19 protein-coding genes are annotated in these 18,233 nt (G+C 65.0%); 13 read left to right on the top strand and 6 right to left on the bottom strand.

Annotation, left to right across the window (positions count from 1 at the left end):
- Window position 1: 1 nt before the first annotated feature.
- Entirely contained in the window at window positions 2–1,549 is a 1,548-nt protein-coding gene (locus AC0KVN_RS13740; RefSeq protein ID WP_010337642.1) for a hypothetical protein, read from the top strand.
- Between the two features lie 15 nt (window positions 1,550–1,564).
- Here AC0KVN_RS13740 and AC0KVN_RS13735 read toward each other — a convergent pair whose 3' ends face one another.
- Together AC0KVN_RS13735 and AC0KVN_RS13730 are read right to left on the bottom strand one after the other, a co-directional pair.
- Window positions 1,565–2,356 (bottom strand): 3-hydroxybutyrate dehydrogenase, encoded by a 792-nt coding sequence (locus AC0KVN_RS13735; RefSeq protein WP_099232602.1) that lies wholly within the window; start codon window positions 2,354–2,356, stop codon window positions 1,565–1,567.
- Window positions 2,353–3,531 carry a patatin-like phospholipase family protein gene (locus tag AC0KVN_RS13730; RefSeq protein WP_004210996.1) on the bottom strand — a complete coding sequence of 393 codons (1,179 nt, stop codon included), beginning with the start codon at window positions 3,529–3,531 and terminating at the stop codon, window positions 2,353–2,355. Before AC0KVN_RS13730 ends, AC0KVN_RS13735 begins: the two co-directional genes overlap by 4 nt.
- A 152-nt stretch (window positions 3,532–3,683) precedes the next feature.
- Between AC0KVN_RS13730 and ypfJ the strand changes: the two genes are divergently transcribed.
- Entirely contained in the window at window positions 3,684–4,574 is an 891-nt protein-coding gene (ypfJ, locus tag AC0KVN_RS13725) for a KPN_02809 family neutral zinc metallopeptidase (protein WP_435568671.1), read from the top strand.
- A 6-nt stretch (window positions 4,575–4,580) separates the two neighbouring features.
- Here ypfJ and AC0KVN_RS13720 read toward each other — a convergent pair whose 3' ends face one another.
- Both AC0KVN_RS13720 and AC0KVN_RS13715 read right to left on the bottom strand, forming a co-directional pair.
- Window positions 4,581–4,892 (bottom strand): hypothetical protein, encoded by a 312-nt coding sequence (locus AC0KVN_RS13720; protein ID WP_435568670.1) that lies wholly within the window; start codon window positions 4,890–4,892, stop codon window positions 4,581–4,583.
- A gap of 84 nt (window positions 4,893–4,976) precedes the next feature.
- Window positions 4,977–5,168: a hypothetical protein gene (locus AC0KVN_RS13715; protein ID WP_037491094.1), complete on the bottom strand. Its 192-nt coding sequence runs from the start codon at window positions 5,166–5,168 to the stop codon at window positions 4,977–4,979.
- An 86-nt stretch (window positions 5,169–5,254) separates the two neighbouring features.
- Between AC0KVN_RS13715 and AC0KVN_RS13710 the strand changes: the two genes are divergently transcribed.
- The 8 genes from AC0KVN_RS13710 (at window position 5,255) to AC0KVN_RS13675 (ending at window position 12,228) form a co-directional block, all read left to right on the top strand.
- Complete coding sequence (locus AC0KVN_RS13710; RefSeq protein WP_435568669.1) at window positions 5,255–7,948, top strand: bifunctional [glutamine synthetase] adenylyltransferase/[glutamine synthetase]-adenylyl-L-tyrosine phosphorylase; 2,694 nt, start codon at window positions 5,255–5,257, stop codon at window positions 7,946–7,948.
- Window positions 7,941–8,402: a thioredoxin-dependent thiol peroxidase gene (bcp, locus tag AC0KVN_RS13705; RefSeq protein ID WP_097382403.1), complete on the top strand. Its 462-nt coding sequence runs from the start codon at window positions 7,941–7,943 to the stop codon at window positions 8,400–8,402. Before AC0KVN_RS13710 ends, bcp begins: the two co-directional genes overlap by 8 nt.
- Window positions 8,399–9,208, top strand: coding sequence for a ferritin-like domain-containing protein (locus AC0KVN_RS13700; RefSeq protein WP_435568668.1), 810 nt, complete (start codon window positions 8,399–8,401; stop codon window positions 9,206–9,208). Before bcp ends, AC0KVN_RS13700 begins: the two co-directional genes overlap by 4 nt.
- Before the next feature lie 109 nt (window positions 9,209–9,317).
- A complete protein-coding gene (locus AC0KVN_RS13695; RefSeq protein WP_435568667.1) occupies window positions 9,318–10,046 on the top strand; it encodes a M23 family metallopeptidase in 729 nt (242 codons plus the stop codon).
- An 82-nt stretch (window positions 10,047–10,128) separates the two neighbouring features.
- Window positions 10,129–10,455 (top strand): iron-sulfur cluster insertion protein ErpA, encoded by a 327-nt coding sequence (gene erpA / locus AC0KVN_RS13690; protein ID WP_004211010.1) that lies wholly within the window; start codon window positions 10,129–10,131, stop codon window positions 10,453–10,455.
- A gap of 71 nt (window positions 10,456–10,526) precedes the next feature.
- The gene (gene xth / locus AC0KVN_RS13685; RefSeq protein ID WP_004211011.1) at window positions 10,527–11,303 is read left to right on the top strand and encodes an exodeoxyribonuclease III; all 777 of its coding nucleotides are present in this window, start codon (window positions 10,527–10,529) and stop codon (window positions 11,301–11,303) included.
- Between the two features lie 67 nt (window positions 11,304–11,370).
- The gene (locus AC0KVN_RS13680; protein WP_435568666.1) at window positions 11,371–11,886 is read left to right on the top strand and encodes a DUF2239 family protein; all 516 of its coding nucleotides are present in this window, start codon (window positions 11,371–11,373) and stop codon (window positions 11,884–11,886) included.
- A gap of 30 nt (window positions 11,887–11,916) precedes the next feature.
- Window positions 11,917–12,228 (top strand): YdeI/OmpD-associated family protein, encoded by a 312-nt coding sequence (locus AC0KVN_RS13675; RefSeq protein ID WP_026109517.1) that lies wholly within the window; start codon window positions 11,917–11,919, stop codon window positions 12,226–12,228.
- 308 nt (window positions 12,229–12,536) lie between these two features.
- Here the strand turns inward: AC0KVN_RS13675 and AC0KVN_RS13670 are convergent, their stop codons facing one another.
- Together AC0KVN_RS13670 and AC0KVN_RS13665 are read right to left on the bottom strand one after the other, a co-directional pair.
- Window positions 12,537–13,433 (bottom strand): bestrophin family protein, encoded by an 897-nt coding sequence (locus AC0KVN_RS13670; protein WP_069336090.1) that lies wholly within the window; start codon window positions 13,431–13,433, stop codon window positions 12,537–12,539.
- Between the two features lie 23 nt (window positions 13,434–13,456).
- Window positions 13,457–13,711, bottom strand: a complete 255-nt coding sequence (locus tag AC0KVN_RS13665; protein WP_435568665.1) for a hypothetical protein — start codon at window positions 13,709–13,711, stop codon at window positions 13,457–13,459.
- A 231-nt stretch (window positions 13,712–13,942) separates the two neighbouring features.
- Here AC0KVN_RS13665 and AC0KVN_RS13660 point away from each other — a divergent pair, with 231 nt between their 5' ends.
- The 3 genes from AC0KVN_RS13660 to AC0KVN_RS13650 all read left to right on the top strand — a co-directional run bounded on the left by AC0KVN_RS13660 (window position 13,943) and on the right by AC0KVN_RS13650 (window position 18,218).
- Window positions 13,943–14,848 carry a LysR family transcriptional regulator gene (locus AC0KVN_RS13660; RefSeq protein WP_017503424.1) on the top strand — a complete coding sequence of 302 codons (906 nt, stop codon included), beginning with the start codon at window positions 13,943–13,945 and terminating at the stop codon, window positions 14,846–14,848.
- A gap of 347 nt (window positions 14,849–15,195) precedes the next feature.
- Window positions 15,196–17,406: a TonB-dependent receptor gene (locus tag AC0KVN_RS13655; protein ID WP_435568664.1), complete on the top strand. Its 2,211-nt coding sequence runs from the start codon at window positions 15,196–15,198 to the stop codon at window positions 17,404–17,406.
- Window positions 17,403–18,218, top strand: coding sequence for a sialate O-acetylesterase (locus AC0KVN_RS13650; RefSeq protein ID WP_435568663.1), 816 nt, complete (start codon window positions 17,403–17,405; stop codon window positions 18,216–18,218). Before AC0KVN_RS13655 ends, AC0KVN_RS13650 begins: the two co-directional genes overlap by 4 nt.
- The last annotated feature ends 15 nt before the right edge of the window (window positions 18,219–18,233 follow it).

Genomic DNA, 18,233 nt, shown 5'->3' with positions numbered 1-18,233 from the left:
CATGGCAAGCCTGGCGTCGGCCCCGTCGGGGTTTGCGAACCGATGGCGCGATGCCATCGGCGCTTATCCAGATCGCTGCTACTGGATCGTAGCCGTGCTGCTTTATGGCATGGTTGCGATCTATGCGGCGCATGGCCATTTCCTCTATCAGACATCGCGGGATTTGTGGCAGCATCTGGCGGCCGTCGATGCGTTGATCGAAAATCCCTGGAATCCGAAGAACCCCTTTTTGCCAGGGCAAGAGGGCTCCCGACATTTCCACCCCTATTGGGTTGGAATGGCCATGCTGGCTCGGTTGATGGGATGGAATGGATGGCAGGCGATCGCGGCTGGCGGCTTCGTCACCGCTACCTTGCTGGTCGTTGGAATTCGCGCCTTCGCTCTGTCTTTCTTTCGGGATCGCTGGGCACCGATGGCATTAATGATGGCCATGGCATTGGGATGGTCTTTCCCGATAAGTCACACCGGCTTTCATTCGATCGAGACGCTGATCGAGGGGCTTGCCTATCCTGCGGTGCTGCTAATCGCCTTGTCCCTGCTGCTTTGGGCGCTGGTGATCCAGGCGCTGGCTCGCCCCGCGGCTGCGCTGATTGTGACGCCGTTGACGGCTCTGATGTTCGCCACCCACCAGTTGGGGGCGGGAATCGGCTTCATGGTTGCGGGGGCATTCATCCTCCTCTGGCCCCACTCTTGTTGGCGCAACCGACTGACGGTGATCCTGGCGATGACGGTCGGTCTCGGCCTGGCGGCGCTTTGGCCTTATCATAATCCCTTTGTCGCCATGGTAAAAACCGGAAATGCGACCTGGACAGGGGGAATCAATTTCTATGCGCCGACCCGTCTGTTCCTGATCCTCTTTCCGTCAAGCCTGGGGCTGATTGGCCTTTGGCAGCCTGAATGTCGCCGCCGGGCATGGCCGATAATGGCGAGCATTGCCGGCTTTGGCCTTTTGTTCGCAACCGGCGCCTATGGCGTCCTGGTCGCCACCCGTTTTGCGCCCCCGCTGGTACTGATGCTGCAAATTGGCCTGGCAGGCCTGATTCTGATGCTGGCACGGCGCTGGTCCGCCATGAGTGATGCGAAACAACTGGGCTGGTTCACCTTTGCCAGCCTGTGCATCGCCTGGCATCTGATGGTGACCATTTCCTATCTGATGATCGAGACTGGAGATAATGCGAAGCGGGGCAATGCATATGCGCAGGCGCAACGCTTGACGGCAGATATTCCCGACCAACAGCCGGTGGCAGCGTGGGACGTCGTCGCGTGGCCTGTGGTGGCGACGGGACAGCGCGTGATGTCAGTGCCCTGGCCAGAGCCGATGATCACCGACCTTGCCGTGCGCCAGAAAGATCTGGAGGCATTGTTCCGGCCCGAATTGACCCGGTCTCAGCGGCTTGTGATTACCCGGAAATGGGGCGTGAAGACGCTTATTGTGGACTCGGATGGCCCGCTTCGCCGGGAAATGCCTAAAAACCTGCTGGCGACACTGCGCCGTCAGTCGGTGCGGATGCGCACCGCCGGGCCATTGTTCCGCTTTGATCTGGAATAGGCCGCTGGCCCGCCCCTATTGGGCGGTCCAGCCGCCGTCGATCGAGAGATTGGCGCCGGTGATCTGGGCGGCGGCGTCGCTGCAGAGATAGAGGGCAGTGGCGGCGACCTGTTCGGCGGTGACGAACTGCTTGGTCGGCTGGCCGGCGAGCAGCACGTCGTTCATCACCTGCTCGCGGGTCATGTTCCGCGCCTTCATCGTGTCGGGAATCTGGTTTTCGACCAGCGGAGTCCAGACATAGCCGGGCGAGATGCAGTTGGCGGTGATGCCGAAGGTGGCGACTTCCAGCGCGACCGTCTTGGTGAAGCCGTTGAGGCCATGCTTGGCGGTCACATAGGCGCTCTTGAAGGGGGAGGCGACCAGCGAGTGGGCCGAGGCGGTCTGGATGATCCGGCCCCACTTCTTGTCCTTCATGTAAGGAATGGCGAGGCGCGTGGTGTGGAAGGCGGCATTGAGGTTCAGCGCGATGATGAGATCCCATTTGTCGAGCGGGAATTCCTCGACCGGGGCGACATGCTGCATGCCGGCATTGTTGATGAGGATGTCGATACCGCCGAAGGCATCGGCCGCTTCCTGCATCATCGCCTCGATCTGGTCGACCTTGGTCAGGTCATGGCCGCTGTAGAGCGCCTTGGCGCCCGAAAGAGCTTCAAGGCCGAGCCGTTCCTTCTCGATTCCGTCCGCGTCGCCAAAGCCGTTGATCACGACATTGGCGCCTTCGCCGGCCAGCGCCTTGGCATAGGCAAGCCCGATGCCCGAGGTGGAACCGGTGATCAGGGCGGTCTTGCCAGCGAGGGACTTGCTCATGCCATTTTCTCCTTGAGATGATCCGGCGCGTCGAGATCGAAGGTCGCGCTCTTTCCGTCGAGAATGTTGCGGGCGATGAGGTCGCCCTTGTGCATCACTTCCTCCACCGCCTCGCGGCCCTGGCTCCAATGATCGAGCATGGTCGCGCGGGAAAATTCGAAATCCTTCGCGCCGCTTTCCCAGGCGCGGGTGCGGTAGATGAGGTGGACGATGTTGACCGATCCGCCATCGAGCATGTCGCGCAGCTTCTGCGCCTCCGGCCCGTCCTGCAGTTCGGGCGGCAGCTTGTCGAGCAGCGCCTTGATCGCGCCATGCTCGCGGCGCAGGCGCAGATACTGGTCGGTCACCTGGCGGGTGCGGCTGCTATACTGGATGTCCTTCATGCGCGAATAGACATCGGTCATCTGCCGCGGCATCGGCCCTTCGGCCGGGAAGAGATCGACCTGGAATACCAGCATGTCGTCGGTCTGGTGGTTGAGGACATGGGCGAGCGGCGTGTTGGAGACGATGCCGCCATCCCAATACCAGCGCCCATCGATCTCGACCGGGGGAAGACCGGGGGGCAGCGCGCCCGAGGCCATGATATGGCGCGCGTCGATGCGGGTGTTGCCACCTGGACCGCGCGTGTCCCAATAGGCGAAATTGCCGGTCTCGACATCGACCGCGCCGACCGACAGGCGGACCGGCCCGTCATTGAGCAGATCCCAGTCGACACAGGCGTCGAGCGTGTCCTTCAAGGGCGCGCTGTCATAGAAGCTGATCGCGCCGGCCGATCCTTCGGGCATCAGCGGCGCGGGCCACAGGCGCGGGCGGAACATGCCGGGCACGCCCAGGGTCGCGACCGTGCCCGCGGCCATCAGATGGGCGGCCTCGCGGATATGGTCGATTTCTGGCAGGATCATGTTGGGCATGCCGCCCGAGACGGTCAGCCAGAATTTCTTGAGCTGGCTCAGGCGCCGGTGCGGTGGGTTGCCGGCGATGATCGCGGCATTGACCGCGCCGATCGAAATGCCCGCGACCCAGCTGACATCGACCCCCAGTTCATCGAGCCGCTGATAGACGCCAGCCTGGAAGGAGCCGAGCGCGCCGCCCCCCTGCAACAGCAATGCGACTTCGCGGGGGAGGGGGAGGGGCGTGGTGGCGCGGCGGCGCGGTCGGGATTCGGTGTCGGCCATGTCGCACTGCAATATAGGTTTTGGTCCGGCCATTCCAACTTAATGTCTCGTAACAAAGTCCTTCCCGTCGATGGAACGTGCATCGTCAGCCGATGGTTTGCAGCCAGCCGGTTATGCAGTAGGCACGGGAACAGGATGCGAGGGAGGCCAGGGTGCGGCTCGACGACGAACAGGAAAGCAGCAATTTCGAGGTGCAGGACGGGCGCGGTGGCGGTTTCGGCGGCGGCGGGATGGGCGGCCTGGGATTGCTGCTGCCGCTGATCGGCAGTCGCTTCGGCTGTGGCGGCATCGTCGTGGTGCTGATCATCCTGGCGGTGATGGGCGTCAATCCGCTGAGCCTGCTGGGCGGGGGTGGCGGCGTGCAGCAGCAGGCGCCGCAGAGCGCGCCGGCGGGCAGCCAGGATGCGAGCAAGCTGACCGAGATCCAGCATTGGTCATTGAAGGTGCTGGGATCGACCGAGCGGGTCTGGGGCCAGATCTTCAAGGAAGCGGGCCAGACCTATCAGCCGACCATCCTGTCCTTCTATGCGCAGAGCGGTACGTCGGGCTGTGGCGCGGCACAGAGCGCGATGGGGCCATTTTACTGCCCGAACGACCAGAAGGTCTATCTCGACACCGATTTCTTCACCGAATTGCGCGACCGCTTCGGTGCGCCGGGCGATTTCGCCCAGGCTTATGTGATCGCGCATGAGGTGGGCCATCATGTCCAGGATCTGGAAGGCACACTGGGTCAGGTGAACCAGCAGCAGCGCCGCGTCAGCGAGGCGCAGGGCAATGCGCTGCAGGTGAAGGTGGAACTGCAGGCGGACTGTTATGCTGGCGTCTGGGCCAAGCGCACGGGCCTGATGGAGCCGGGCGACCTGGAAGAGGGGATGAAGGCGGCGCAGTCGATCGGCGACGATACACTGCAGAAGTCGGCCGGGCGCCGGCCGGTGCCGGAAAGCTTCACCCATGGCACCAGCGAGCAGCGCATGAACTGGCTACGCAAGGGACTGGACAGTGGCGATCCGGCCCAATGCGATACGTTCAAGGGGACGCTGTAGGCGCGATCAATGTTCGGCGTTGGGGGAGCCTGGCGGCGGCGAGTCTGATGACCCCGGACTGACGGACGCGGCCGTGTCCAGCGGCGGCATAATGCTGGGTTGGCCGGCATCGGCCATCGGTTCGCCCGAGGACGGGACAGCAAAGTCCTGGGGCGCACCGGGGGCGATGGGGGGAGGCGGCGGCGCAACCGGCGTGGCGACCGGCTGTGCCTCGCTAGGCTGGGCGATTGGCTGGTGATGCGGCGCGAAATTCTGCAGCGCCAGGACGATCATCGGTGCGACCACCAGCGTGCCGCCGGCAAAGACCTTGTACATCATCGATTGACCCGCATTCCCGCCTGAAAATGGAAAGAGATTCGGGCCTTAGCGGCAAGACATGAAAAAATGTCTGCGTTTTATTGGTTAATGCTGATCAAGCTTCGCCAGCAGCGCCAGCATGTCGTCCGGCAGAGTGTCGCGCTGCGCGGAGAAGCTGGACCGCAGCGCCTTGCCTACGCCCTCATAAGGCAGGGGCAGGGCGACGTTGACGACGCGGGCGCCGCCGCTGTCCCGTCCCGGTGCCGATCGGCCAAGAGGTTTGCGCTGCATTTCCATGAGAGACAGAACGGCCATGTAAGCCAAAAGTTTCTGGATTTCGTCGCATTCGGACGCGATATCGCCGTCAACAAGGAGACGGAAGCGTGACGGACTGGATCGACCTGGAAGCGCGGATACGCGCGCATTCGCCATTTCTGGCGCGGCAGATGGACCGCTATCCGGCCGTCGTCGCGCTGCTGGCGGCGGGCGATTTCGACGCGGCGATGGCGGCGGCGCAGGCGCAGGGCGTGCCGGAGGATGGCGTGGCCAAATCGCTGCGGCGGCGGCGCGGCGCGATCGCGCTGGTGACGGCGGCGGCTGACCTGGCCGGGGCCTGGGACATGGACCGGGTGACGCGCACCCTGTCCGACTTTGCCGACCAGTCGCTGGAGGAGGCGCTGGCCGCGACCTTTGCCGAACGCTATCCCGATGCCGTGCCACAGGGCTTCGTCGTGCTGGCGCTAGGCAAGCATGGCAGCCGGGAACTCAATTATTCGTCCGATATCGACCCGATCCTGCTCTATGATCCCACCACCCTGCCACATGGCGAGCGGGAGGATGTGGCCGACGCGGCGGTGCGGATCGGGCGGCGGGTCAGCGAGATACTGAACGCGCGCGATGGCGACGGCTATGTCTTTCGCGTCGACCTGCGGCTGCGGCCGTCCCCGGAAGCCACGCCGATCGCGCTGCCGGTGGAGGCGGCGATCGGCTATTATGAATCGACCGCGATGGGCTGGGAACAGGCCGCCTTCATCCGCGCCCGGCCGGCGGCGGGCGACATGGCGCTGGGCGAGTATTTTCTGCGCCAGATCCGTCCTTTCGTGTGGCGACGCAGCCTGGATTTCGGCGCGATCGACGCGATCACCGACATCAGCCGGCGCATCCGCGACCATTATGCGCAGGGGCAGGCGTTCGGGCCGGGCTATGACCTGAAGCGCGGGCGCGGCGGCATTCGCGAGGTGGAGTTTTTCGCGCAGGTCCATCAGCTGATCCATGGCGGGCGCGACCCTAGTTTGCGGTCGGGCCATACGCGCACGGCGCTGCGGGCGCTGGCGGCGGCCGGCGTGATCGAGGCGGAGGTGGCCGCGCGGTTGGACGAGGCCTATGTCCTGTTCCGCACGATCGAGCATCGCTTGCAGATGGTCGAGGATCGCCAGACTCATGAATTGCCGAAAAATCCGGACTCGCTGGACAATGTTGCGCGCTTGCATGGCTTGGCTGACGGGGCGGCATTGCTCGACCTGCTGCGGCCCCATGTCGAGTGGGTCGGCGCCAATTATGACCGGCTGACTGCCGCGCCCGACGATGGCAGCCTGTCGCATGACGAGGACAGGTTGAAGGCGCAGCTCAAGGAGATGGGTTTTGCCGATGCCGACTGGGCGGCGGCGCGGGTCGCCCATTGGCGCGACGGCACGATCCGGTCGCTGCGCAGCGGCGCGTCGCGCGAGGCGCTGGAGCGGCTGTTGCCGGTGCTGATGCCCGCGATCGCCACCGCGCCCGATCCGGGGCGGGCGCTCAACCGGCTGGACGACATGATCGGCCGGCTGCCGAGCGCGATCAATTTCTTCAAGCTGCTGGGCGCGCGACCGGGGCTGGTCGAACTGCTGGCGGAGATATTGAGCCATGCGCCGGCGCTCGCCGATGTGCTGAGCCGCCGGGTCGAACTGCTCGAAGGGCTGATCGATGCGTCGGCCTTTGACCCAGTACCGCCGGTCGATGTCCTGGCGCAGCAATTTTCCGCGCTGGAGGCGGGCGAGGATTATCAGGCGTTGCTCGACCGGGTGCGGCAGCGGGTGAATGATCGCCGCTTCGCGCTGGGCGTGCAGATCGTGCGGGGCGGCGATCCGCTGGAGGCCGGGCGCGGTTATGGCCGGGTTGCGGAAGCGGCGATCGAGGCGCTGGCGGGCGCCACCGTGGCCGAGTTCGAGAGCGCGCATGGCAAGGTGCCGGGCGGCGAGATGGTGATCCTGGCGCTGGGGCGGATGGGCGGCGGGGTGCTGACTCACGCATCGGACCTGGACCTAGTTTACCTCTTCACCGGTGATTTCCTGGGGGAATCGGATGGGGCGCGGCCGTTGGGCGCTACCCAATATTTCAACCGCCTCGGCCAGCGGATCACCAATGCGCTGTCGGTATCGACGGCGGCGGGGCCGCTTTATGAGGTGGATACGCGGCTGCGGCCGTCGGGCGCGCAGGGGCTGCTGGCGGTCAGCCTCGACAGTTTCGCCAAATATCAGCGCGAGGAAGCCTGGACCTGGGAGCATCTGGCGCTGACGCGGGCGCGGCCGGTGTTCGGATCGCCGCAGGCGCGTAGCGCGCTGGAGGCGATCCTGACCGAGACGCTGCAACGACCGCGCGACTTCGACGAACTGGCGCGGCAGGCGGTGAAGATGCGCGGCGACATTGCCCGGCACAAGCCGCCGGCAAGCGAGCTGGACGTCAAGCTGGTGCCCGGCGGGCTGGTCGACATCGAGTTTCTGATCCACATCAGCCAGTTCCATTATCGCCTGGGGTTCGACCCGGATCTGGGCGAGGCGCTGGCCGAGCTGGTGGCGGCCGGCCATCTGCCCGCCGCGCTGATCCCGGCGCAGGAATTGATCACCCGCTTCCTGATCGTGTCGCGGCTGGTATCGCCCAAGTCGACCGAGCCGCCGGAGGCGACCCGGCCGCTGGTCGCTCGGGCCTGTGGCGCGACCGATTGGGACGCGCTGCTTGAAAGCTATGCCAAGGCCCGGCAAAGCGTCGGCGACGCATGGCGCGCGCTGGCCGCGCCCTATCAGGAGGATCAAGATGCTTGAACAGGGAGCGATGCTGCCCGACGTGGCGCTGAAGGATGCGGATGGCGCCGATTTCAGCCTGGCGCGCTATCGCGGCAAGCCGGTGGTGGTCTATTTCTATCCCAAGGCGGATACGCCCGGCTGCACTAGCGAGGCGAAGGATTTCACCGAACTGGCGAGCGAATTTGCGGCGCTGGGCGTGGCGGTGGTTGGCGTGTCGAAGGACAAGCCGGCAAAGCTCAAGAAGTTCGGCGACAAATATGGGCTGGCGGTGACGCTGGCGTCGGACGAGCCGGGCACGGCCTGCGAGGCATTTGGTACCTGGGTCGAAAAGTCGCTCTATGGCCGCCAATATATGGGGATCGCGCGGGCGACCTTCCTGGCGGACGCAGACGGCAAGGTCGTGCGGGTCTGGCCCAAGGTGAAGGTCAAGGGCCATGCCGCCGAGGTGCTGGAGGCGGCGAAGGCGCTTTGACCCTGCCACCTGCGATTGATTCCGTGGGCGCGGGTTGCGCCCATGTGCTGACCATTGCCGACCCGACCGCCAAGCTGATGGCGGCGCGGGCGGTGGCGCGTAGCTGGCGACTGGGCCGGCTGGCGCATCGGTTCGACGTGGCGATGCCCGATCGGCCGGCCCGGCCCGATGCGCCCGAACTGCTGCCGCCGGGGCAAATGCCCAAGCGCAGCAAGATGGGCACGGATCGCGGGCGGATCGCGATGCTGCACGCGCTGGCACATATCGAGTTTGTCGCGATCGACCTGGCGTTCGACCTGATCGGGCGGTTCGGCGGCGAATTTCCGGCAGGCTTTACCGATGAATGGATGCGGGTCGGCGCGGACGAGGCGATGCATTTCGCGCTGCTCGACCGGCGGCTGCGGCAGCTGGGCAGCCATTATGGCGCGCTACCCGCGCATGACGGGCTGTGGCAGGCGGCGAGCGAGACGTCGGGCGATGCGCTGGCGCGGCTGGCCGTGGTGCCGATGGTGCTGGAGGCCCGTGCGCTGGACATCACGCCGTCGACGATCGCGCGGTTCGAGGGGGTGGGCGACCATATATCCGCAAGGATGTTGCAGCGGATTATGACGGATGAGGTTCGCCATGTGTCGGCCGGGACGACATGGTTCAGCCAGGCGACGAACCGATTGGGCCTAGACCCCGTCAAACATTACCAAATCCTTGTGAAACGCCATTTTCGGGGGAGCGTTAAGCCACCGTTCAACGACTCGGCGCGTCGGCAGGCCGGTTTGACGCGGGATTTCTACGACGCGCTTGCAAGCTGAGCGGCGATTTGCAGTCTGCATCCAGCGGGGGCGATCTAGGTCGCCATTTTATTGAACATGGGGAACCCACGAGAGGCAAAAGCCTTCGCGGGCATAAGTCGGGGTCGGCATGTTGATTCTTCGTACTGTGAATGCGCTGGGTGCGCGTTGGTTCCAATCGGCCAGCAAGACGGCCAAGATTTTCGGGATGGTCGGCATGGTAGGCGTGATGTGCGCCGCAGCCCCGGCCAATGCCAAGGATGACGATGATCCCTATGGCGACGCGTCGGAAATCAACACCAGCGCGCTCGGCCCGGCCGATGTCGGCTTCTCCAACATCTTCTCCAGCCTGCAGCGCATGGACGGCAACGCCAAGACCGCGGCCTATATCCCCTCGGGCCGCCCGGTCGAGAAGCTGTCGCTGACCTCGAACTTCGGCGTGCGTTCCGACCCGTTCAACCGCAGCGCCCGCATGCACAAGGGCATCGATATCCCCGGCCCGATCGGCACCCCGATCCACGCGACCGCCGACGGCATCATCAGCCGCGCCGGCTGGGCCAGCGGTTATGGCAACCTGGTCCAGATCTCGCACGGCAATGGCATGGAAACCCGCTACGGCCATATGTCCAAGCTGCTGGTTGCGCCCAACAGCTACGTCCATCGCGGTCAGGTGATCGGCCTGATGGGGTCGACCGGCCGTTCGACCGGCAGCCACCTCCATTATGAAGTCCGCGTCGATGGCGCGGCGATCAACCCGATCCCGTTCGTCGCCGGTCCCGACTATCTGATCGCGATGAACACCAAGCCGCCGGTCGCCATGGGCGGCCCGACCAAGGCGGACGAAAAGGCCGTCGACTGATCGACCGCTTTTGATCCCGACTTTTCCAAAGCCCCGGCGCCCATGGGTTGCCGGGGCTTTTGCTTGATCCTATCTAGGCGCCATGGCCGATATTGACCTCACCCCCTCCGCTGCCGCGCGCGTCGCGGCGATCGCCGCCAAGCAGGGCAAGCCCGCCATATTGCGGCTGGCCGTGGAAGGCGGCGGCTGTTCGGGCTTTCAGTATCGCTTTGGCCTGGCCGAGCAGGTGGAAGCCGAGGATCTGGCGGTAGAGCGCGATGGCGTGACGCTGGTGGTGGACGATGTCAGCCTGGACCTGGTGCGCGGCTCCGCGGTCGATTTCGTGTCGGACCTGGGCGGCGCGGCGTTCAAGGTGACCAATCCCAACGCGACCGCCGGTTGCGGCTGCGGCACCAGCTTCTCGGTCTGATCGGCGCATTGGCTTGTAGACGCAGCCCACTTCTCTAAAGGGAGGTGGACAGCGAAAGAGACAGGTCCATTATGCGTATCGCCACCTTCAACATCAACGGCATCAAGGCGCGGCTGCCGCGCCTGCTGGAATGGCTGGACGAGACCCGGCCCGACATCGCCTGCCTGCAGGAAATCAAGACGTCCGACGAGACCTTCCCGGTCAAGGATATCGAGGATGCCGGCTATGGCGTGATCTGGCACGGGCAGAAGGGCTTCAACGGCGTGGCCATCCTGGCGCGCGGCGACCAGCCGGTGGAGGTGCGCCGGGGCCTGGAGGGCGAGCCCGAGGACGAGCAGAGCCGTTATCTGGAAGCCGATGTGAAGGGGGTGCGGGTCGCCAGCATCTACCTGCCCAACGGTAATCCCCAGCCGGGGCCGAAATTCGATTACAAGCTGCGCTGGATGAAGCGGCTGCGGGAACGGGCGGCGGAAATCTGGGCGGAGGAAGTGCCCGCCATCCTGGCTGGCGACTATAATGTCATCCCGCGCGACGTGGATATCTATTCGCCCAAGGCGATGGCGGACGATGCGCTGATGCAGCCCGAAAGCCGGGAGGCCTATCGCCGGCTGCTGGGTGACGGCTGGACCGATTCGATCCTGACCCGCCATCCGGCCGGGGGCGTGTGGACCTATTGGGACTATCAGGCCGGCGCCTGGCCGCGCGACGCGGGCTTCCGCATCGACCATCTGCTGCTGAGCCCGGCGGCGGCCGACCGGCTGGTCGACGCCCAGGTCGACAAGGCGTTTCGCGGCCGGGAAAAGGCGAGCGATCATGCGCCGACCTGGGTCGAACTGCGCGATATCTGAATTTAATCCGGATATTATTGACTATATTATATCCGGGTAATAAATGCCGTGCCGAAGGAGATTCGGCATGGACCGTACATTGACCGCCTTTTCGGGCGACTATTGGATCGCGACCGGCGACGAGGATGAGGTGCGCGCGGCGCTGCGTGCGATGGGGGACGACGCGCAGAATATCCTGCTGTTCGACGATCGCACCGGACGGCAGGTGGATATCGACCTGCAGGTCGATGCGGCACCGCGGGGGCGGGGGCGACCCAAGATGGGGGTGCAGGCGCGCGAGATCACCCTGCTGCCGCGCCATTGGGACTGGCTGGCGGCGCAGCCGCGCGGCGCCTCCGCCACGTTGCGGCAACTGGTGGAGGATGCGATGAAGGCGGGCGCGGACAGGCCGTCGCCCCGCGCGGCGATGGACGCGGCCTATCATTTCCTGACCGCGATGGCGGGCGACCGGCCCGGCTATGAAGCGGCGATCCGCGCGCTCTATGCCAGGGACAGGGCGGCGTTCGACCTAGCGGCGGAAGGCTGGCCCGGCGCGATCCGGGCGCATGGTCTGGCGCTGGCGGAGCCGGCCTTTTCCGCCTAGCCTGCGCATCGCAATGATCGGAGAGGCTGGGTGACGGACGATTTCCTTCAGGGCATAGTGCATGAGGCGGCCGATGACATGCAGGCGGCGATCCGGGCCGACGCCGGCATCTTCGCACTGTGGCAGGGGCTGACGCCGCTTGGCCGCAACGAGTTCATCTGCTGGGTCGAGGATGCCAAACAGGCCGCAACCCGCGCGCGGCGCATTGCGCGCACTGTCGAGGAATTGCAGGAGGGCAAGAAGCGGCCCTGCTGCTGGGCCGGCTGCATCCACCGCACCGACAAGGCGCCAAGCCGCTGGCAACAGGCGGTGCTGATCGAGGGGAAGGGGAAGCGGGGCTAGGCCGGCGTGGACAGATTCAACGCTCGCCGAAGGGACGGGATGGGGTGGGAACAAGACATTCCTCCCCGTCACGGGGAGGGGGACCGCTCGCGTAGCGAGTGGTGGAGGGGCACAGGCCGGATAGCGCAGCGCTAAGAGGCACCTGCCCCTCCGTCAGCGCTTCGCGCTGCCACCTCCCCGTGCCGGGGAGGAATGTCCGCTGCTGGTCGAAATCCGTTGATCCCTATCGGCGTCATCCTGGTGAAAAACTCGCCTGGACTCGTCGAAGGATCCGGGATGACGGCCGGTTTGACGGGCGACCTTTGGCTTTACCAGAGCACGCCGTCGACCGGCTGGACCGGCGGAGGCCCTTCGCGGCCAAGCGTGTCGCACATGTCCGCTTCGATCGTGGTGGTGATGCTGTCGAGCGGGAGGTCGTGGACGTCGTTGCCGAACGGATCGACCAGGTCGTCGCCGATCTGCAGCACGGCAAGATACATGAAGCCCGCGACCGCCGATCCGACCGGGGTGGCGATGCCCAGCGTTTCGACCAGGCCGATCGGCAGCAGGATGCAGAAGAGCCGGGTGAAGAATTTGGGGAAGCTGCGATACTGGGCGGGCAGCGGGGTGTTCTTGATCCGCTCCATGCCGCCCTGCGCGTTCGACATGTCGACCAGCAGCCGTTCGATCTGGGTCTGCTGGATGCTGTCGATCCAGCCATCCGCGCGCGCCTGTTCGACCCGGCGCCCCGATCCGTCGAGCAGGCCGTTGGCGGGATTACGGCGGCCCAGTTCCGGAATCTCCTCCGGAATCTCCGGGCCGGCGAGCACGCGGCGCACATCGGGCGCGGGATCGATCCGGCGGAGCTGGCAGCGCAGCGCTTGAACATAGGCGATATGGCGTTCGACCAGGGTCTGGCGCAGGTCCGCCGTTTCGGCCCGGTCGGGAATGAAGTTCATCACCGCGCGTGCCCAACTGCGCGAGACATTGACCATCGCCCCCCACAGGATGCGGCCTTCCCACCAGCGCTGATAGGCGGAGTTGACGCGGAAGCCGAGTACCAGGGCGAGGGCGGTGCCGAAGATGGTGAGCGGCAGGGCCGGGGCCTTGAAGGGCGAGATGAAGTAGAAGATGGTGACCGCCAGATCCCAGAAGAACAGCGCGATCAGCGCGCGCCACGCGGTCTGGAAACTCTGGCGGATACGTGGGGCACGTCCGACGATCATAGGGGGAGCGGTTCTCTACAGGGTCAGCCGATGTCCGTGCCGTCGGCTTCATCCAGTTTCAGCCAGGCATGGCGCAGCGCCATGCCGCCGATGATGCCGACCGCCTTCAGGATGGTCGCATAGATGGTGGGGGTGCTATCGCTGATCGCCAGCCAGGCGCAGGCGAAGCAGAGCGCCATGGCGGCATAGATGGGCAGCGCCTCGATATCGTTCCAGGCAAGACGCTGATTGGTCTTTGGCGTGGGCGCGGCGCGCGTTGCGGCGAGCGTGCGGATCATGGCGGTCCTTTCCGAAATGGAGCCGACGGGCGGCCTTTGTTCGAAAAATGATGCGACGCACAAGCGACGGTCAACGTGGTCCACACCATGCAAGCCAGCCTTGCGGTAGCGGTAACGCCAGCAAAATTCCGTCGCATTTCCGTGCCGTTTGGGAGACGTGGCAATGTTTTCACACGGAACTGCAACCTTGCGCCTATTGCAATGCAGCGTAACGCGCATAGCTTTTTGCGCATGGCCGATCGCTATGCTGAAATCCTGTCCTTCGTGAAAATTGCCGAATCGGGCAGCCTGTCCGAAGCGGCCAAACGACTGGACCTGTCGCTTGCCGCGACCAGTCGTCGCCTGTCGCAACTGGAGTCGCGGCTGGGGGTGATGCTGGTGCGCCGCAACAGCCGGCACATGACGCTGACCCAGGAAGGCCAGATCTTCTACGAGAAGGCGGGGCAGGCGCTGTCCGACATCGACCAGGCGGAAAATGTCGTGATGCGCAACGCCACCGAGCCGGTCGGGGCATTGCGCGTGGTGACGACGCTGCACTCGGGCCGCAGTCGGCTGGCGCCATTGTTCCAGCATTATGCGACGCTGCACCCGGAAGTGGCGGTGCATCTGGAGGCGGCGGGGCAGGCGGCCAATATCGTCGAGACCGGCCATGACATCGCCATCTGTTTCGATCCGCCGCCCGACAGCGGTCTGATCATGAAGCGGCTGGCCGACAATCCGCGCATGCTCTGCGCCTCGCCCGAATATCTCAGCCGACGCGGTGTCCCGCGCACGATCGAGGATCTGGCCAGCCATGACCGGATCGTCATTGGTGGCGGGCAGGATATGTGGCGCGCGATCGACATGGACATGGGGCGGGACAATCGGGCGAGCCGGGTGCTGAGCACCAATGATGGCGAAATGGCACGGCTGTGGGCGCTCAATGGCGCCGGTATCGTCATCAAGTCGCTATGGGCGGTGTCGGACGATCTGGAAGAGGGGCGGTTGCAGACGGTGCTGCCCGCTGTCGCGCTGCCGGAATCGCCGATTGTCGCCCTCTATCTGCCGGCGCAGGGGGATAGCGCCAAGGTGCGCAGTTGCCTCGACTTCCTGGCGCGCCATCTGAAGCCGGCCGAGGCGACCCCGGCCGCCGCCTGACCCGATTTTGAAAATGCGCGATCGGCGCGATCGACTGTCTGCGGACCGTCGATCGCGCCGATGCTGATTCACGGCGGCCTGCTTCCGCCGGAGCGCAGCCATTCGCCATGACAATCGATCTGTCAGGCCAATTTGTCTGACAAGTGCCGTGTTCATCAATATTGGTTTGACCAATATGTTGCGCTGGCCTGATCTGTCAGTTACAGCCTTTTCGAAATCTGGAGTCGAGTCCCGCAATGTGGGCTTTGATGTCGGTGCAGTCGGGCAAACCGGCGCATCGGCCGATGGCTCCCGGTGGCAGCTTTGGAACACAGGATCGGGAGAGGTTGATGAAGGGGCAGTCGAAAATGGCAGTCGTGATGGCGAGCCTGCTGGTTGGCGTGGCGTCGGGGGCGCTGGCGGGCATGGCCCATGCGCAGGCGCAGGATATGTCGGCCGGCGACATCATCGTGACGGCGCAGAAGCGCGAACAGAATGTGCAGGATGTGCCCTTGTCGGTGCAGGTGCTGGGCGAGGCCCAGTTGCAGGCCAATGCGGTGCAGGATTTCAACGATCTGAGCCGCGTGTCGCCGTCGCTGAGCATCCGGCCGGCGGAAAATCCGGCGAGCGCCAATGTCGCGATCCGCGGCGTCGGCACCCTGGCCTTCAGCCCCGGCGTCGAGCCGAGCGTCGCGGTCATCCTGGACGATGTGGCGCTGGCCTTCCAGTCGCGCGCCTTCACCGATCTTTCCGATATCGAGCGGATCGAGGTGCTGCGCGGGCCGCAGACGACGCTGTATGGCAAGTCGGCCTCGGCCGGCCTGATCAATATCGTGTCCAAGGCACCGACCAAGACGCTGACCGCGTCGGTGCGCGGCATGATCACCACCGATGACGAGCAGCAGATCGGCGCGGTTCTTTCCGGGCCGCTGACCGACACGCTGGGTTTCCGCACCAGCGTCAACTATGATGATTTCAAGGGCAATTCGCGCAACCTGGCCGATGGCAAGACACTGAACGGGCGCCGCTATTTCTCCACCCGCAACAAGCTGCGCTGGAACCCGACGGCTGAGTTACAGGCTGATCTGGCGATCGATTATGCCGATGGGCGGACGACAGCGACGCGGCCCTTCATCGAACTGGGCGACAATGCGATCCTGCGTGGCAATCCCGCCTTCACCCAGGATGTGTTCGCGCCGGGCATCACGGTCGACAAGGACAATACGGACGTGTCGATCGATTTCCCGACCGGCAACACCTATAATGACTTCGCCCAGTCGCTGCGGCTGAGCTATGATACGGGTGGCCCGACGATCATGTCGATCACCGCGCATGACCGCTACAAGTCGCATGACTGGTTCGACAGCGACGATTCCGCGATCAGCAGCTTCCAGAATTTCCAATATGGCCATTTCGACAGCGAGCAGTTCAGCCAGGAACTGCGGCTGATTTCGCCCGGCAAGGACCGGTTCCGCTATACGCTGGGCGCCTATTACAGCAATGTCGACATTGGCCGCGACTTCTATCGCGGACCGCTCTTTTCCAACGCCAATTGGGATGCGACCAACGGCAGCGACCTGATCGCGGGCTTTGGCCAGCTGGAATATGATCCGCTGCCCGGCACGACGCTGATCGCCGGTGGCCGCTACAGCCGGGAAAAGATCGATTATGTGTTCACCGATCTGGCGGCCAGCCGGGTCTATGCGGGGCGCAGCAGCGACAGTTTCGGCACCTACAAGCTGGGCATCAAGCAGGATGTCGCGCGCGACATGAACCTCTATCTCACCTATGCGACCGGGCATAAGGGGCAGGCCTATGACATCTCGTCGGGCTTCAACCAGGCGCGCGCCGATGCCGGCCCGGTGAACCCGGAAAAATCCGACAGCCTGGAGCTTGGCTTCCGATCGCAGTTGCTGGATCGCAAGGTGACGCTGAACGTCACCGTCTTCAATTCCGACTTCCGCGATTTCCAGACCCAGGCGGTGGAAAATCTGGCCGACGGGACACAGAATTTCCGCCTGACCAATGTCGGCAAGGTGCGCATCCGGGGCCTGGAAATGGAAACCAGCGTCCGCCCGGTGGCCGGGCTGACGATCAATGGGTCGCTGACCTATCTGGACGCCAAGTTCAAGGAATTTGCCGGCGCGGCCTGCTATGTGAACCAGACCGCGGCGCAGGGATGCGTCGGCACGCCGCCGCGCCAGGATCTGAGCGGCAAGGCGATGCTGATCTCGCCCAAATGGAAGCTGGCGGGCAATATTGATTATGCCCAGCCGTTGGGGCAGGGGCCGCTGGAACTGGTCGCGCAGGGCGCCGTCACCTGGCAGAGCAAGGTCGTGCCGCTGGACCAGAATCCGCGCACCATCCAGCCGGAATATGCGATGGTCAACATCGCGCTGGGCCTGCGCAGCGCCGACAAGTCCTGGCAGGTGACGGGCTTCATCAACAATCTGTTCGACCAGCATTATCGCTATCTGATCAACGATGTGTCGAACCGCTATGGCACCACCGCTATCCAGGGCTATGTGCCGCGTGATTTCCATCGTTATGGCGGCATCCGCCTGAGCTACAGCTATTGAGCTGGCGGGTCGCTGGACTGGGCCTGACCGCGCTGATCGGCGCGGCTGGCTCGGCCGGCGGCGCGGCGCCCTTGCCGGACATCTATGTGCTGGCCGGCCAGTCTAACATGTCGGGGCGGGGCGCGCTGGCGGACCTGACCGAGGCGGAAAGGGCGCCGGTGCCGGGCGTGATGATGTTGGGCAATGACGGCATCGTCCGGCCGGCGATGGAGCCGATCGACAGTGCGCAGGGACAGCAGGACATGGTGTCGGCGGACCGGCTGGCGGCGGTCGGACCGGGCCTGTTCTTTGCCCGCGCGCTGATCGCGCGGCAGCGGCGGCCGATCCTCCTGATCCCCTGCGCCAAGGGCGGCAGCGCGATCGCGCGCTGGCGACCCGGCGGGGATCGGACGACGCTCTATGGATCCTGTCTGGCGCGGGTGCGATCGGTCCGCGGACGGCTGGCCGGCATCCTCTGGTATCAGGGCGAGAGCGACACGGAGAAAGATACGGCGGCAACGGGCTATGGCGCTGCGCTGGCCGATCTGGCCGGACATTTTCGGCGGGATCTGGGACGCGCAGAGCTGCCGTTCATCTTTGCGCAGATTGCCGATCGGCCGGCGGCGCCAGAGTATGTCGCGCGCTATCCGGGATGGGCGGTGGTGCAGGCGGCGCAGCGCGACATCGCCCTGCGCTGCGCCTATATGGTGCCGACCGGCGGCCTTGTGCGGCAGGCGGACGAACTGCATCTGGTGACCGATGCCCAGCGCCGGCTGGGCATGGCGATGGCGCGGGCGATGATGGCCTTGCAGGCGGATGGGTGCGGGCGCTGAGGCGCGCCCGCCGCC

The sequence above is a fragment of the Sphingobium sp. SG1 genome (assembly GCF_057063145.1).
The sequence above is the reverse complement of the archived record's forward strand: the minus strand, read 5'-3'. Positions and strand labels throughout refer to the sequence as shown.

Bases quoted from the DNA above. Each gene is read 5' to 3' on its own strand.
- AC0KVN_RS13740 (WP_010337642.1), top strand. From the start codon at position 2: ATGGCAAGCCTGGCGTCGGCCCCGTCGGGGTTTGCGAACCGATGGCGC.
- AC0KVN_RS13735 (WP_099232602.1), bottom strand. From the start codon at position 2,356: ATGAGCAAGTCCCTCGCTGGCAAGACCGCCCTGATCACCGGTTCCACC.
- AC0KVN_RS13730 (WP_004210996.1), bottom strand. From the start codon at position 3,531: ATGGCCGACACCGAATCCCGACCGCGCCGCCGCGCCACCACGCCCCTC.
- AC0KVN_RS13720 (WP_435568670.1), bottom strand. From the start codon at position 4,892: ATGATGTACAAGGTCTTTGCCGGCGGCACGCTGGTGGTCGCACCGATG.
- AC0KVN_RS13715 (WP_037491094.1), bottom strand. From the start codon at position 5,168: ATGGAAATGCAGCGCAAACCTCTTGGCCGATCGGCACCGGGACGGGAC.
- bcp (WP_097382403.1), top strand. From the start codon at position 7,941: ATGCTTGAACAGGGAGCGATGCTGCCCGACGTGGCGCTGAAGGATGCG.
- AC0KVN_RS13695 (WP_435568667.1), top strand. From the start codon at position 9,318: ATGTTGATTCTTCGTACTGTGAATGCGCTGGGTGCGCGTTGGTTCCAA.
- erpA (WP_004211010.1), top strand. From the start codon at position 10,129: ATGGCCGATATTGACCTCACCCCCTCCGCTGCCGCGCGCGTCGCGGCG.
- xth (WP_004211011.1), top strand. From the start codon at position 10,527: ATGCGTATCGCCACCTTCAACATCAACGGCATCAAGGCGCGGCTGCCG.
- AC0KVN_RS13680 (WP_435568666.1), top strand. From the start codon at position 11,371: ATGGACCGTACATTGACCGCCTTTTCGGGCGACTATTGGATCGCGACC.
- AC0KVN_RS13670 (WP_069336090.1), bottom strand. From the start codon at position 13,433: ATGATCGTCGGACGTGCCCCACGTATCCGCCAGAGTTTCCAGACCGCG.
- AC0KVN_RS13665 (WP_435568665.1), bottom strand. From the start codon at position 13,711: ATGATCCGCACGCTCGCCGCAACGCGCGCCGCGCCCACGCCAAAGACC.
- AC0KVN_RS13660 (WP_017503424.1), top strand. From the start codon at position 13,943: ATGGCCGATCGCTATGCTGAAATCCTGTCCTTCGTGAAAATTGCCGAA.
- AC0KVN_RS13655 (WP_435568664.1), top strand. From the start codon at position 15,196: ATGGCAGTCGTGATGGCGAGCCTGCTGGTTGGCGTGGCGTCGGGGGCG.